The following is a 13,718-nucleotide window of genomic DNA, read 5'->3' as shown; positions in this document are numbered from 1 at the left end:
GCATGGAAGCCATCCGAGGATTATATAAGAAAACCCGAAAAGAAGGCACTCTCTTCGGGTTTTCGGTCTGTACTGAAATCAAGGTATTATTGGGAATCACAGCTTAAATCATAGATACCGTAAGGGATTTTATTCTTTATTTAAAACTTTGCAACAGAACCTATTAAATGAATACAATAAAATTTGAAATGTATTCAATGGCATTGATTACTAAAAATATACTATGCTTCTTCTGCTTTAAATTTTTGTATTACTTCGTTAAATATAACCCCGATAGCAGTAGCTCCAGCATCCGGAAAATTAATGCTTCGCTCACCGACATAAGTGGCCCTACCTTTAGAAGCTATCATTTCTTTTGTTTTTTCAGCACCCTTTACAGCTTCTTCTGCACTATTTCTAGCCGCCTCTACGAAAGGCTCTCCCTTTTCAGCACTCAGTTTCAAGGACTCAGTTGCTGGAATTAAAGCATCAAGCAACGTCTTGTCACCAAGCTTGGCTCCTCCACGTTTCTGTATTCCCTCCACAGCACACTGGAAAAGTTCTGCAATCTCTTTTAAATTTAATTCTGTTTTACCCTTTGCATATTTTGCTGCACTTCTAAAAGCCGAACCCCATATAGGACCGGAAGCACCTCCGCAGTGCTCGGTGATAATCATTCCACACGCTTTAAGAAATGCCCCAATATCTTCCTTAGGAAGCTCTTCCCATTCGTTCTTTAATACTTTGAATCCCTTAGCAACAGACATCCCGAAATCGCCATCTCCTGCAATCGAATCCAATTCACAGAAATAAACTTCATTTTCAATAATTACATCGCTCATATAATCCACAATTTTCACTACATTTGATACTGATAAATTTTCCACTATATATTCCTCCAAAGAAGTTGAACTATCTTTATTTAATTATCACTCACGAATATCTCACCTAAGCATCTATACCTTAAAAGCAGGAGCATCCGATGGATAATCCAATAACTCTTTCAGCTCTTCATCTAATTTCATAAGGGAGATTGATGCGCCACTCATATCAATTGCTGTCATATAATTGCCCACAAAAGTTTTGTACACATTTATATTCTTATTTTCCAAAATTTTGTTAACCGAATTATTTAAAAGATATAATTCTTGTAATGGAGTCGATCCAAATCCGTTTACCATCAGCGCTATGTCGTCGCCAGATTCATAAGGCAAATCTACAATAATTCGATTAAGCATTTTTTCCGCAAGTTCATCTGCTGATACTATTTTTTCACGCGCTATACCAGGCTCCCCATGAATTCCTACACCAAATTCCATTTCATCGTCACCAAGGGTGAATGTAGGTGATCCTTTTGCTGGAACAGTGCATGAGGTAAAAGCAAATCCGATGGATCTTACATTTTGTATCGCTTTTTCTGCTGCAGTTTTGACTTTTAAAAGTTCATGTCCCTTTTCAGCAGCTGCACCTGCTATTTTATGAACAAATACAGTGCCTGCAACACCTCTTCTTCCAATGGTATAAAGGCTGTCTTTTACTGCTACATCATCGTTTACATAAACCTTTTCAACCTTTATATCATCATCTTCAGCCATTTCTGCAGCTCCATCAAAGTTCATGCAGTCTCCAGAGTAGTTCTTTATAATCAAAAGTGTTCCTTTATTTGATTCAGTTTCTGTAATTGCATTATAAACCTGTATCGTTGAAGGAGAGGCAAACACATCTCCACAAACTGCAACGTCCAGCATACCTTTACCTACAAATCCACCATGAGCTGGTTCATGGCCACTACCTCCACCGCTAATCAAACTTACTTTATTTTTATTTAACTCTTTTCTTGTTATAAGTTTATATTTTTTGTTGAAACTTAATTGTTCTGGGTGTGCTTTAACCATACCTTCACACATTTCTATTACAATATCTTCAACTTTGTTAATGATTTTTTTCATTATTTGCTCTCTTTTCCTTTTAATTCTTATTTCGTTTATCTGATACTTCTTAAAAAATTGTTGGAAATGACATAGCATAAATAGATTCTATTTGAATGCGTACTTGATTAATAACTCCCTTTTTTGTAAAAATGATTAAAAAAAACAACAAAAATGAAAGTCTTTGAACTCGTATTACTTAATATACTGAATAAAATTATAGGTAAAAATAAATATAAAAGGAGGCTAGGATGATTGTATTACAGCCTCCTTTCATACATTTATTTAAGCCTGATACCTGAAATAAGTTAACCTTTACGCATCGTAGGCTTGTTGGTACAATTTAATAATATCCTCTTTTGTACCGACCCTAGGATTAGAAAATGCATTCCCATCTTTCAAAGCATTTTCTGCCATCATATCAAAATCTTTAGGTAATGCACCCAGAGATTTAATGTTCGTTGGAATACCGACATCTTCGGAAATACGAACCATTGCTTGGATAGCTTTCTCAGCAGCTTCCATCACTGTTAACCCCTCGATATTTTCACCTAAGAATTGAGCAATATCAGCAAACCGTTGCGGATTACTGATAATATTCCATCTTTCAACAGTCGGCATTAAAACGGCACAACAAACACCATGAGGAGCATCATACTGACCACCTAATTGATGAGCCATTGCATGAACATAACCTAAGTCTGCATTATTAAAGGCCATTCCAGCCAAAATTGAAGCATACGCCATATTTGTTCTTGCTTCTATGTCATGTCCATTAGCTACTGCACGTCTCAAATACTTAGCAATTAATTTTATCCCTTGAATTGCTTGAGCATCAGTAATAGGATTTCGATTCACAGATACATAAGACTCCACACAGTGCGTCAGTGCGTCCATACCTGTTGCAGCTGTCAAAGCTGTCGGGACATCTAGCATTAGCATTGGATCATTAAATGATACCAGGGGAACATTGCGCCAGGAGACAACAACGAATTTTAGGTGCGTTTTTTCATTTGTAATTACAGCATGTCGCGTAACTTCTGAAGCTGTTCCAGCCGTAGTATTTACAGCCATCAATGGTGGTAAAGGATATTCCAATGTTTCAATCCCTGCACATGCAGCTAGGTCGTCTCCATTTGACAAGACAATACCGATTCCTTTTCCACAGTCATGAGCTGACCCCCCACCGATTGTAATAATTGAATCACATTGATTTTTAAGATATAGTTTCTTTCCATCCTCAACATTTCGGATTTTTGGATTTGGTTCTACACCATCAAAAATCACATAGTCAACATTGGCTGCTTTAAGAGAGTCTTCTGCCTGCTTAACGGGACCATTAGCCAATTCTCTCAAAAATTTATCTGTAACAATTAACACTTTGTTCATATTCAACATTTTTGCTCTTTCTCCGACCTTTTTAACTACCCCAGGTCCAAAGAAATTCACATTAGGCATCATAAAATCATAGTTTTCTTTTGTCATATTTATTCCTCAGTTCTGTAAAATTTTTTTTACTTATTTTTTACTTAATTCAGATGATTCCCTTCCTTGAAACTAGAGTCATCTTAACAAGTAAGCGCTATCAACTCAACAGACAAACAACATCATTTGTCCGATTCAATTGTTTTAAGGATGATGTATAATGTAAAATAATATAATATGATAGTTAATACGTTTTCGAAGGAGTCAAAAAGCATGAACCGACAAAACGCAACGAAGGAAATCATTGCTTATTCCTTCAAATATCTCGCACGTGAAAAGGATATTGATAAAATATCAATTACAGATATAATGGACCAGACAGATTTCCGCCGTCAGACTTTTTATGATCATTTTGATGACAAGTACGATTTAATTACTTGGATTTTTTCATATGAAACCTCTAAATTAATTCAATCACTTACGGTTTGGGAAAAGTGGCAAGAAGGATTACTCTATCTATTGAATTATCTTGAAGAAAACAGTAATTACTATAAGAAGGTTTTCTCAAACATGAAGTTCGATTCATTTAAGGAGTATTTTGCGTATTATATTAGGCAAATTGTTAAAAAAGTCGTGAATGACTATTTTCGAATACACGTTATTTCTAATAACAACCAAGCTATTATTGAGACAACAGTTGACTTTTATGCTTATGGATTGTCAGAAATGCTATATCGCTGGGTTCTCGGAGGCTGCGAGCTTAATAGTGAAATATATCACAAAATAATTATCCAAGTGATTGGCTATAGAACTCAGCCTTAAATTACTTTTTTATGTATATAACTTACAACATATTAAGGAAAAATATTGACTATGCACTGCTTACGAAGGAAGTGATTGGTTATGCAAGAATATATTTTAGCTATTGATCAAGGAACATCAACAACTCGTGCAATTATTATTGACCGCCAAGGAAATTATATTGGCACTGCATCTCAAAAATTTGAACAACTTGTTCCACAATCTGGCTGGGTGGAACAAGATCCGAATGTGATTTGGCAATCAGTCTGTACTGTGATTCATAAAGTTATGGAGGGGTCTTGTATATCATTCCATCAAATTAAAGCGCTTGGAATTACAAATCAACGCGAAACATCTATTGTATGGGATCGACAGACTGGGCAACCAATTTACAATGCCATTGTGTGGAGCTCTAATCAATCACTAGATATCATTAACAAATTTAAACAAGATGACGTTGAAAATTACATACATGAAAAAACTGGATTAGTGCTTAGTCCCTACTTCTCTGCTAGTAAAATTCGCTGGATCCTCGATCATATATTAGGTTCACAAGAAAGAGCAGAACGTGGAGAATTAGCTTTTGGAACAGTTGATAGTTGGCTTATTTGGAAACTTACAAATGGGAAATTACACTGCACCGATCACACAAATGCATCACGGACGATGTTATTTAATATTCACACCTTGGAATGGGATGATTACTTACTAAATCTATTTAATATTCCAAAAAATATGTTGCCGGAAACTTATCCAAGCTCTTATGTTTATGGACTGACCGATTCAGATATTTTTGATGGAGTGAACATTCCAATTGCTGGCGTTGCGGGAAATCAGCAAGCAGCGTTATTCGGTCAATTAGCCTTTCATCCTGGCCAAGTAAAAAGCACTTATGGTCAAGGAACTTTTATTGTCATGAATACCGGATCTGAACCGAAAATGTCTAAACACAGGTTACTCACCACAATTGGTTATTCGATTGACAATCAAATAACTTATGCACTTGAAGGATCTGCTCTTATTTCAGGTAGTGCAATTGAATGGTTGAAAGAAGGCTTGAATTTATTTGAATCAATAGCGGATTCAGAAATTTTTGCACTTGAAGCTGAAACTAATTCCGGAGTTTACGTTGTCCCTTCCTTTCGAGGAATAGGTGCTCCATATTGGGATTCAAGCGCACGAGGATCTGTTCTGGGAATCAATGAATTCACAAGTCGACGAGAATTGATTCGAGCAACTTTGGAATCCCTTGCCTATCAAGTCAGTGATATTATTGAATTAATGGAATTAGATACTGATATCGTAATAGATATCCTTTACGTTGATGGTGGAGCTGCACAAAATAATCTATTAGTACAGTTTCAAGCAGACATTCTCGGAAAAACAGTCGAGCGTACCGAACGCTTAGAGACCACTGGATTAGGGGCTGCTTACCTTGCTGGTTTAGCAGTTGGTTATTGGCGTAATCAAAACGAACTTGCTGCTTTAGTATCTGCAAACGAACAGTTTAAGCCTAATATGAGTATTAAAGAACGTCAAGAACGACTGCACGGTTGGCATAGTGCTGTTAAAGCAACACTCTATTATGCTAAGTTATTACACAAATAATTATTTTCATAGAAAAGTTATATACTCTCGCTGAGTACTTTTAAATACGGATTTACCGGCACACTTTAGTTTCAGTTCGCACTCACAAAGCGTAATCAAGCAGGCTGGGTCATAACTAGCTGAAAAAAGGTTCCAATCAGCTGCATAATAAAAACTCTAACTTTTAGGGGTCGCCACCCATACGCTCTTTTTTTAAACCCAAAAATAAATACAAACAAACGGCCATTCTATTTTAAATAGAATGGCCGTTTGTTTGTATTCAATGCGGTGGTGTGTCCCCCACTCCACCGCATTGAATTCGCTTAACAGTCGTTTCTGTTACAACAATAGCAGGCAACTAGTGACATCATATTTAAGGCAGTATCTAAATTAGCTCGAGGTAGTGTCTTTTTTTGCCACCTCATTTTTTTCGAATCCCCCACCCTTGGATTAATTCTTCTTCGGTTTCTTTTTCTATTTCCTCTACTGTCCGAATTGTTTGTCCCCTATCATCTACATCAGGGACTGTTTGATTTTCTTTCTTCGCGTTTCTGAATAAGTTCAATTCAAATTGTACGCTATTAAATAAGTCTACTTTGTCTTCTTGAGAGAGATTTTGTTTGATGTATTCATTAAGTGCTTCACGTAACAGTTCATCACGAGAAAAATTGGTGGCATATTTTTCTACCAGAATACGTGACGTAGCATTTAGCAATGGCGAAAGCTTGATGGGTGTTCTTACTGCATAGACGCGATCAAACTTTCGAACAGGTGCACCCACTAACCGTTTCTTTCCTTGGGATAGAGTAGAAGGTCGTTTTTTTTGAACGTCTTTAGCAGAGGATTTTTTAGTAACCTGTGTTGCTTCTTCTGTTACCGGGATTGATTCCGGTTTTTCCGTAGTATCTGCCAACCGTTTCTTTTCCTCTGCATCTTTTTTCATTTTTTCCAGACCTTTATTTCGTCCAAAAATGCCCAAATCTTTTATATCTGCCATCTACAATCACTCTCCAAACCAAGATTCATGTTCTTCAAGTTCTTCATAAATTCGAATAAATAATTCATGGGCTTTTTTATCCCACTGCTTGAGGTCACCTTTAACTGTCTTTTCTGTGGTAATGCCAGACCCATCATAGCGTTTTAAGCGAGCATTTTTTAAGACAACATTTTTAATCAAGTGTTCCCTATAGATTTCTTTTGCTTGCTCATACATTTCTTTATCCACTGAATCACTTGATTCCAGCATAAATGGTATGACGCCTGCCACGTATAAACTGGTGTCAAATTGCGTAGTAAAGAAATCCATATATTCCAAATATTGCATGGCATTTCGCATTGATTTGACTTGTGTCTGAAGCACCACGATTGCCCAATCAGCGATATACATAGCGGATTTGCTATAAACAGAGATAGATGGTGGAACATCGATATAAATTAAATCGAATTGATCAAATAAGGGCTCCAGGCGACTCCGCATATGTTGAAAAATAGCCAAAGAATCCTCAAACTTCGATTTACTCCAATCGTCATAAAGTTCAAAAGACATATCAGCGGGTAGAATATACAAGTTATTTACAACTTGATAGATAGCATCAGTCGGATCTGTATAAGAACCTGAAGTATCCATAAGAACATCCGCAATCGTTTTATCAAAAACAATCGGCTCCCCGTCGCCACCCCCCTCTTCAAGGGTAAAATTCATATGCGTTAAACTCATCACATCAGAGGTATTGCCTTGCATATCTAAGTCAATAATCAAGGTCTTTTTTTCTTTAAATGTCGCTGCTTCAAATCCCAACATCTGTGCACAGGTACTTTTCCCCACGCCACCTTTAAAATTGCCAATGACATATTTTTTCGCTGCCATAAGGTTCCCCCTAGTCTTCGTAATTGTTACAACTATAATAACATACTACCACAATTAAATCTAATTAATTACTACCACAATATATTTGTTAAATACGCTAGAATTAAGGTAGTAATTAATTACCCGTTTTCGGCAATTAAGGTAGTAACTAATAGGCTAAAATTGGCAATTAAGGTAGTAACTAATTGCCAATTAAGGTAGTAACTAACTAGTCAAAAAAATTAAGGTAGTAACAAATTAAGGTAGTAACTAACAGGCTAAAATCGGCAATTAAGGTAGTAACTAATTATAAAAAATCAATTAACTACTACCTTAATTCTAGGAGTATGTGGATACGTATCAAATTGAAAAAAAAAGAGTCATCAGAATAGATGGGCTCACAATACCTATTACATAAGGTTTTTAAAAGATAACTAGGAACTATTTTTTTGTTCCCTATAGAATAGCAATCAACTAAATCGACTGATTTACCACAATTTGAATTAAGTACTACTTTTTTCAAGGTAGTAACTAATTAGGAATTAAGGTAGTAACTAATTAGTCAAACTAATTAAGGTAGTAACTAATTAAGGTAGTAACTAATTAGGGATTAAGGTAGTAATTAATTGCCAATTAAGGTAGTAACTAATTAGCAATTAAGGTAGTAACTAATTAGATTGGGTAAGAAAAACGTTTGCAACTTGTTTAGTTCTTTGTTATGGTTTGTTTAATAAAGAAATTGTAGTGGTGAAGGTGAGGGCTGAGTAATGGAGTATCGTGAATTTTTAAAAATGAAACGAGGAAAAAAATCTCAACGTGAATTTGCACAAGAACTAGGTGTAAAGCAAGAACATTACTCACGAGTAGAACGAGGGCAAGTGAAGGGATCAATCACTTGGCTGGAAGAGGTTGCTGCCAAGTTAGATGCAGATGTTTCCATTGAGTTTATCCCAAAACATTCTCAAGACAAACAAGAGAATCAAGAAAGCTAAAATCCCGCATGAGAACTTTTAAAGTTCGGACAATAAAAATACTTTTTTGCTTGCTTTCTCATTAAGAGAAGCATATACTACCTGTAATAACTAGAAAAAATCGAAAAATTAAATAAAAAAAGAGAGACGGAAAAATAAGTAGTTGGAAGCTGCTTATCTTTCTGAATCACATATCCAAAGTATGTGTTCACTCTCGTCTCAAATAAAAATTATGCGGTGGGTATCCACCTTTAATTTATTTAATTGGTTTGAGTGAAGCGAGTTGACGCTCGTTTCCTCAAATACTAGATTGATAATAGCATAATTGGGCGAGTAACTCAAGATAATGAATTGGTATTTGTCGAATAATTAGACACTTTTAACCCTTTCTAATGAGAGAACACAGGACACATCAACGGATGGATGGCTTGTGTTCTCTTTTTTTATAGAAAGGAGGCGTCTTAATGAAAACCGCAAAACAAGCACCCGAGTGTATCTTACATGCAGGTATACGTCAATACAAATACAAAAACAGCCATTTTCCCTTTGCTTCTAGCCAAGAAACAGGGAAGAAAGGAGCTATTTTTGCGTACCGTTCGAAAGAGCGCATGGTGCATGGTCGTGGGGTTGTTTTAACTTCTGAAGAAGCCATTCAAGAAAACCAAGATGCATTCACACACTGGACACCCAACGTGTATCGCTATGGGACGTATGCGGACGAAAAGCGATCGTACACGAAAGGCCATTCTGAAAACAACTTGAGACAAATCAATACATTCTTTATTGATTTTGATATTCATACGGCAAAAGAAACAATCCATTCAAGCGATATATTAACAACCGCGATTGATCTAGGCTTTATGCCTACACTGATACTTAAGTCTGATAAAGGTTATCAAGCATATTTTGTTTTAGAAACTCCAGTCTATGTGACTTCAAAATCAGGGTTTCGCTCTGTCAAAGCAGCCAAACATATCTCACAAAATCTTCGAGAGTATTTTGGGCAAGCTTTGCCAGTCGATATGACGTGTAATCATTTTGGAATTGCACGCATGCCTAGAACGGACAATGTCGAATTTTTTGAACCAAGCTACCGCTATTCTTTCAAAGCGTGGCAAGAGTGGTCTTTCAAGCAAGCGGATAATAACGGGGTTTCTCGTCCTAACTTGACTGTTTTAAGCGGATCTGAAGGGAAAAGACAAGTAGATGAACCTTGGTTCACACTCTTACTACATGAAACGAAGTTTGAAGGGAAAAAGGGCTTAGTAGGACGGAACAACGTGATGTTTACTCTTTCTTTAGCGTACTTCAGTTCAGGTTATTCCATTGAGACGTGCGAGTACAATCTTTTTGAGTTTAACAATCGTTTGGAACAACCATTGGAAGAAAAAGAAGTAATCAAACTTGTTAAGAGTGCCTATTCGGAAAACTATCAAGCTGCTAGTCGAGAGTATATCACTTTGCTTTGCAAAGAATGGGTAGCAAGTGATTTAACCAGTAAAGATTTATTTGTCCGTCAAGGGTGGTTTAAATTCAAGAAAAAAAGAAGCGAACGTCAACGTGTTCATTTGTCAGAATGGAAAGAAGATTTAATGGCTTATATTAGCGAAAAAAGCGATGTATACAAGCCTTATTTAGTGACGACCAAAAAAGAGATTAGAGAAGCGCTAGGCATTCCTGAACGTACGCTAGATAAGCTATTGAAGGTATTAAAAGCGAATCAAGAAATCTTCTTTAAGATTAAATCAGGAAGAAATGGTGGAATTCAGCTTGCCAGCATTAAAACGCTGTTACTATCCATTATACAAGTAAAAAAAGAAGAAAAAGAAAGTTATATACAAGCCCTCACAGAAGCTTTTGGTTTAGAAGGTACATTTATTCAAAGTATGATGAAACAGCTGTCAGAGCGACCAAAAACAGCAGAACAAATTGATTTATTTAGCCTTGATACGGGCTAAAAATAAAACCCGCACTATGCCATTACATTTATATCTATGATACGTGTTTGTTTTTCTGTGCTGTTTAGTGAATGATTAGCAGAAATATACAGAGTAAGATTTTAATTAATTATTAGGGGGAGAAGGAGAGAGTAGCCCGAAAACTTTTAGTTGGCTTGGACTGAACGAAGTGAGGGAAAGGCTACTAAAACGTCGAGGGGCAGTGAGAGCGTAGCGAACACTTGATTTTTTTAGTTGCTATCTTTTATAGGTCAATAGAGTATACTTATTTGTCCTAATATGATTTTAGCAGTATAATTGACTTGGAGAATAGGTCATTTAAGTTGAGCATAATAGGAGGAGTAAAATGAAAAAATTTATTTATCGAGTTTCAGAAAATGACGAAGTGGTGGCTATTTTTAATGAGCAACAATATGCGCAAGATTTTATCGCTTACGAAAAGACAATTTCTGATAAGCAATTTGAAATTGAAAAAGTAGATATAGCTGATTGGTTATTGCAACCGAGAGAATTTTAGAGGTTGGTTGAAAATGGCTAAAATTGGTTATGCACGTGTCAGTAGCAAAGAACAGAACTTAGATCGGCAATTACAAGCGTTACAGGGCGTTTCTAAGGTCTTTTCAGACAAATTAAGCGGTCAATCGGTCGAACGCCCACAATTACAAGCTATGCTTAACTATATTCGTGAAGGGGATATTGTTATTGTTACTGAATTAGATCGATTAGGACGAAATAATAAAGAATTAACAGAATTGATGAATCAAATTCAAATTAAGGGGGCAACCCTGGAAGTCTTAAATTTACCCTCAATGAATGGGATTGAAGATGAAAATTTAAGGCGTTTGATTAATAATTTAGTGATTGAATTATATAAGTATCAGGCTGAATCTGAACGTAAACGTATTAAAGAACGACAAGCCCAAGGGATTGAAATAGCTAAGTCAAAAGGAAAATTCAAAGGTCGTCAGCATAAATTTAAAAAAAATGACCCACGTTTAAAACATGCTTTTGATTTATTTTTGAACGGTTGTTCCGATAAAGAAGTGGAAGAACAAACTGGAATCAATCGCCGAACGTTTAGAAGGTATCGTACAAGATATAACGTGACAGTAGATCAAAGAAAAAACAAAGAAAAGAGGGATAGTTAATGAGTACGGTTATTTTAGCTGAAAAACCAAGCCAGGCATTAGCCTACGCAAGTGCTTTAAAACAAAGCACCAAAAAAGACGGTTATTTTGAGATCAAAGACCCACTATTTACAGATGAAACGTTTATCACCTTTGGTTTTGGGCATTTAGTCGAATTAGCAGAACCAGGTCATTATGACGAAAAGTGGCAAAATTGGAAACTTGAATCTTTGCCGATTTTTCCTGATCGATACGATTTTGAAGTTGCAAAAGATAAGGGAAAGCAGTTTAAAATTGTTGCAGAACTTCTCAAAAAGGCAAATACAATTATTGTTGCAACAGATAGCGACAGAGAAGGTGAAAATATCGCCTGGTCGATTATCCATAAAGCAAATGCCTTTTCAAAAGATAAAACATTTAAAAGACTATGGATCAATAGCTTAGAAAAAGATGTGATCCGAAGCGGTTTTCAAAATTTGCAACCTGGAATGAATTACTATCCCTTTTATCAAGAAGCGCAAACACGCCAAATTGCCGATTGGTTGATCGGCATGAACGCAAGCCCTTTGTATACGTTAAATTTACAACAGAAGGGCGTACAAGGTACATTTTCACTAGGACGTGTTCAAACGCCCACCTTATACCTTATTTTTCAGCGCCAGGAAGCCATAGAGAATTTTAAAAAAGAACCTTTTTTCGAGGTGGAAGCTAGTATAAAAGTAAACCAAGGGTCATTTAAGGGCGTTCTAAGCCCCACACAGCGTTTTAAAACCCAAGAGGAGCTTTTAGCTTTTGTTTCTTCTAAACAAGCTAAAATAGGCAATCAAGAGGGGATAATTGCTGATGTTCAAACCAAAGAGAAGAAAACGAATAGTCCAAGTTTGTTTTCTTTAAGTAGTTTGCAATCAAAAGTCAATCAGCTTTATAAAGCGACAGCGAGCCAAACTTTAAAAGCTATGCAAGGACTGTATGAAGCAAAATTATTGAGTTATCCAAGAACAGATACACCATTTATTACAGAGAACGAATTTGCTTATTTAAAAGCGAATTTTGGCAAATATAGCGGTTTTTTAGGACTTGATCTTGAAATGGTTCAAACAGAGCCTAGAAAGCGTTATGTGGACGGTAGTAAGGTACAGGAACACCACGCCATTATCCCAACAAAACAAGTACCTACCGAATCTGCATTAGCGAAAATGGACGATTTACAACGAAAAATTTATGCTTTAGTCGTTAAAACGACCGTTGCCATGTTTTTACCTGATTACTTGTATGAAGAAACCAAGATACAAACGAAAGTAGCTGATTTGCTGTTTCAATCAATAGGCAAGACACCAAAACAAGAAGGTTGGAAAATTCTTTTCAAACAACAAACCAAAGAAGAAAAAGAGGACGTTCAAACGTTACCACTCGTTATCATTGGCGAACGTGCCGAAGTTGGTGTTAAGAGTGTTGAAAAAGAAACGCAACCGCCAAAAGCTTTTACAGAGGGTACATTATTAACTGCTATGAAAACCGCTAATAAAACGGTTGATGATGAAGAAGCAATCAAGATTTTACAAGAAGTTGAGGGGATTGGAACAGAAGCGACAAGAGCAAGCATTATTGAAGCCTTGAAACAAAAAGAATATATCCAAGTGATTAAGAATAAGCTTGTTGTAACTGAAAAAGGAAAATTATTGTGCCAGGCAGTTGAAAGTCAGCACCTTTTAACGAGTGCTGAAATGACGGCTAAATGGGAAACGTATTTAAAAAAAATCGGTAAAAGAGAAGGCAATCAAGAGAACTTTATTACGAATATCAAAAAATTCATTGTTCATTTACTGGAAGCTGTACCTAACGATATAGAAAAACTAAATTTTTCTGATTACCAGGAACAGAAAGAAAAAGAAGCAGAAAAAAGTATTGTAGGAAAATGTCCTAAGTGTGGCAACAATATTGTATTAAAAAAATCGTTTTATGGTTGTTCAAATTATCCTGAATGTAAGTTTACTTTAGGGGGTCAATGGAACATCTTTACGAAAAGTTGCGGTATAAAAACGAAAGCTAGGTTGGATTAACAACTTAGCTTTCGTTTTTTATATCTTCTATTTTTT

At 36.0% G+C, this 13,718-nt stretch carries 10 protein-coding genes and 1 pseudogene; 7 read left to right on the top strand and 4 right to left on the bottom strand.

The genetic code is table 11. The features are described 5' to 3' along the window. Positions 1–221: 221 nt before the first annotated feature. Both dhaK and CDIMF43_RS00255 read right to left on the bottom strand, forming a co-directional pair. Positions 222–1,928 (bottom strand): annotated as a pseudogene (dhaK, locus tag CDIMF43_RS13760) (dihydroxyacetone kinase subunit DhaK). A gap of 294 nt (positions 1,929–2,222) precedes the next feature. Then, positions 2,223–3,392, bottom strand: coding sequence for an iron-containing alcohol dehydrogenase (locus tag CDIMF43_RS00255; protein ID WP_104888792.1), 1,170 nt, complete (start codon positions 3,390–3,392; stop codon positions 2,223–2,225). 213 nt (positions 3,393–3,605) lie between these two features. Here CDIMF43_RS00255 and CDIMF43_RS00250 point away from each other — a divergent pair, with 213 nt between their 5' ends. Together CDIMF43_RS00250 and glpK are read left to right on the top strand one after the other, a co-directional pair. Next, positions 3,606–4,154 (top strand): TetR/AcrR family transcriptional regulator C-terminal domain-containing protein, encoded by a 549-nt coding sequence (locus CDIMF43_RS00250; protein ID WP_109840872.1) that lies wholly within the window; start codon positions 3,606–3,608, stop codon positions 4,152–4,154. Between the two features lie 81 nt (positions 4,155–4,235). Continuing rightward, positions 4,236–5,741 carry a glycerol kinase GlpK gene (gene glpK, locus CDIMF43_RS00245; RefSeq protein ID WP_233218264.1) on the top strand — a complete coding sequence of 502 codons (1,506 nt, stop codon included), beginning with the start codon at positions 4,236–4,238 and terminating at the stop codon, positions 5,739–5,741. 400 nt (positions 5,742–6,141) lie between these two features. On the opposite strand, the gene CDIMF43_RS00240 is transcribed toward glpK, so the two are convergent. Then, positions 6,142–6,717, bottom strand: a complete 576-nt coding sequence (locus CDIMF43_RS00240; RefSeq protein ID WP_109840870.1) for a hypothetical protein — start codon at positions 6,715–6,717, stop codon at positions 6,142–6,144. A gap of 6 nt (positions 6,718–6,723) precedes the next feature. Next, a complete protein-coding gene (locus tag CDIMF43_RS00235) occupies positions 6,724–7,587 on the bottom strand; it encodes a ParA family protein (protein ID WP_109840869.1) in 864 nt (287 codons plus the stop codon). Positions 7,588–8,333: 746 nt separating this feature from the next. Between CDIMF43_RS00235 and CDIMF43_RS00230 the strand changes: the two genes are divergently transcribed. The 5 genes from CDIMF43_RS00230 to CDIMF43_RS00215 all read left to right on the top strand — a co-directional run bounded on the left by CDIMF43_RS00230 (position 8,334) and on the right by CDIMF43_RS00215 (position 13,682). Continuing rightward, positions 8,334–8,558, top strand: a complete 225-nt coding sequence (locus CDIMF43_RS00230; protein ID WP_109840868.1) for a helix-turn-helix domain-containing protein — start codon at positions 8,334–8,336, stop codon at positions 8,556–8,558. Positions 8,559–9,001: 443 nt separating this feature from the next. Then, entirely contained in the window at positions 9,002–10,495 is a 1,494-nt protein-coding gene (locus tag CDIMF43_RS00225) for a primase C-terminal domain-containing protein (protein WP_109840867.1), read from the top strand. Between the two features lie 346 nt (positions 10,496–10,841). Further along, positions 10,842–11,012: a hypothetical protein gene (locus CDIMF43_RS13665; protein WP_167554801.1), complete on the top strand. Its 171-nt coding sequence runs from the start codon at positions 10,842–10,844 to the stop codon at positions 11,010–11,012. A gap of 13 nt (positions 11,013–11,025) precedes the next feature. After that, positions 11,026–11,643 (top strand): recombinase family protein, encoded by a 618-nt coding sequence (locus CDIMF43_RS00220; RefSeq protein WP_109840866.1) that lies wholly within the window; start codon positions 11,026–11,028, stop codon positions 11,641–11,643. Next, the gene (locus CDIMF43_RS00215; RefSeq protein WP_233218263.1) at positions 11,643–13,682 is read left to right on the top strand and encodes a DNA topoisomerase 3; all 2,040 of its coding nucleotides are present in this window, start codon (positions 11,643–11,645) and stop codon (positions 13,680–13,682) included. Before CDIMF43_RS00220 ends, CDIMF43_RS00215 begins: the two co-directional genes overlap by 1 nt. Positions 13,683–13,718 lie beyond the last annotated feature (36 nt).

It is taken from the genome of Carnobacterium divergens (genome assembly GCF_900258435.1).
Lineage (GTDB): Bacteria > Bacillota > Bacilli > Lactobacillales > Carnobacteriaceae > Carnobacterium > Carnobacterium divergens_A.
This window is presented reverse-complemented; position numbering and strand designations above follow the sequence as displayed.

Excerpts from the sequence above, each read along its gene's own strand:
- CDIMF43_RS00240 (WP_109840870.1), bottom strand. The coding sequence starts at position 6,717 with ATGGCAGATATAAAAGATTTGGGCATTTTTGGACGAAATAAAGGTCTG.
- CDIMF43_RS13665 (WP_167554801.1), top strand. The coding sequence starts at position 10,842 with ATGAAAAAATTTATTTATCGAGTTTCAGAAAATGACGAAGTGGTGGCT.
- CDIMF43_RS00235 (WP_109840869.1), bottom strand. The coding sequence starts at position 7,587 with ATGGCAGCGAAAAAATATGTCATTGGCAATTTTAAAGGTGGCGTGGGG.
- CDIMF43_RS00250 (WP_109840872.1), top strand. The coding sequence starts at position 3,606 with ATGAACCGACAAAACGCAACGAAGGAAATCATTGCTTATTCCTTCAAA.
- CDIMF43_RS00220 (WP_109840866.1), top strand. The coding sequence starts at position 11,026 with ATGGCTAAAATTGGTTATGCACGTGTCAGTAGCAAAGAACAGAACTTA.
- CDIMF43_RS00230 (WP_109840868.1), top strand. The coding sequence starts at position 8,334 with ATGGAGTATCGTGAATTTTTAAAAATGAAACGAGGAAAAAAATCTCAA.
- CDIMF43_RS00225 (WP_109840867.1), top strand. The coding sequence starts at position 9,002 with ATGAAAACCGCAAAACAAGCACCCGAGTGTATCTTACATGCAGGTATA.
- glpK (WP_233218264.1), top strand. The coding sequence starts at position 4,236 with ATGCAAGAATATATTTTAGCTATTGATCAAGGAACATCAACAACTCGT.
- CDIMF43_RS00255 (WP_104888792.1), bottom strand. The coding sequence starts at position 3,392 with ATGACAAAAGAAAACTATGATTTTATGATGCCTAATGTGAATTTCTTT.
- CDIMF43_RS00215 (WP_233218263.1), top strand. The coding sequence starts at position 11,643 with ATGAGTACGGTTATTTTAGCTGAAAAACCAAGCCAGGCATTAGCCTAC.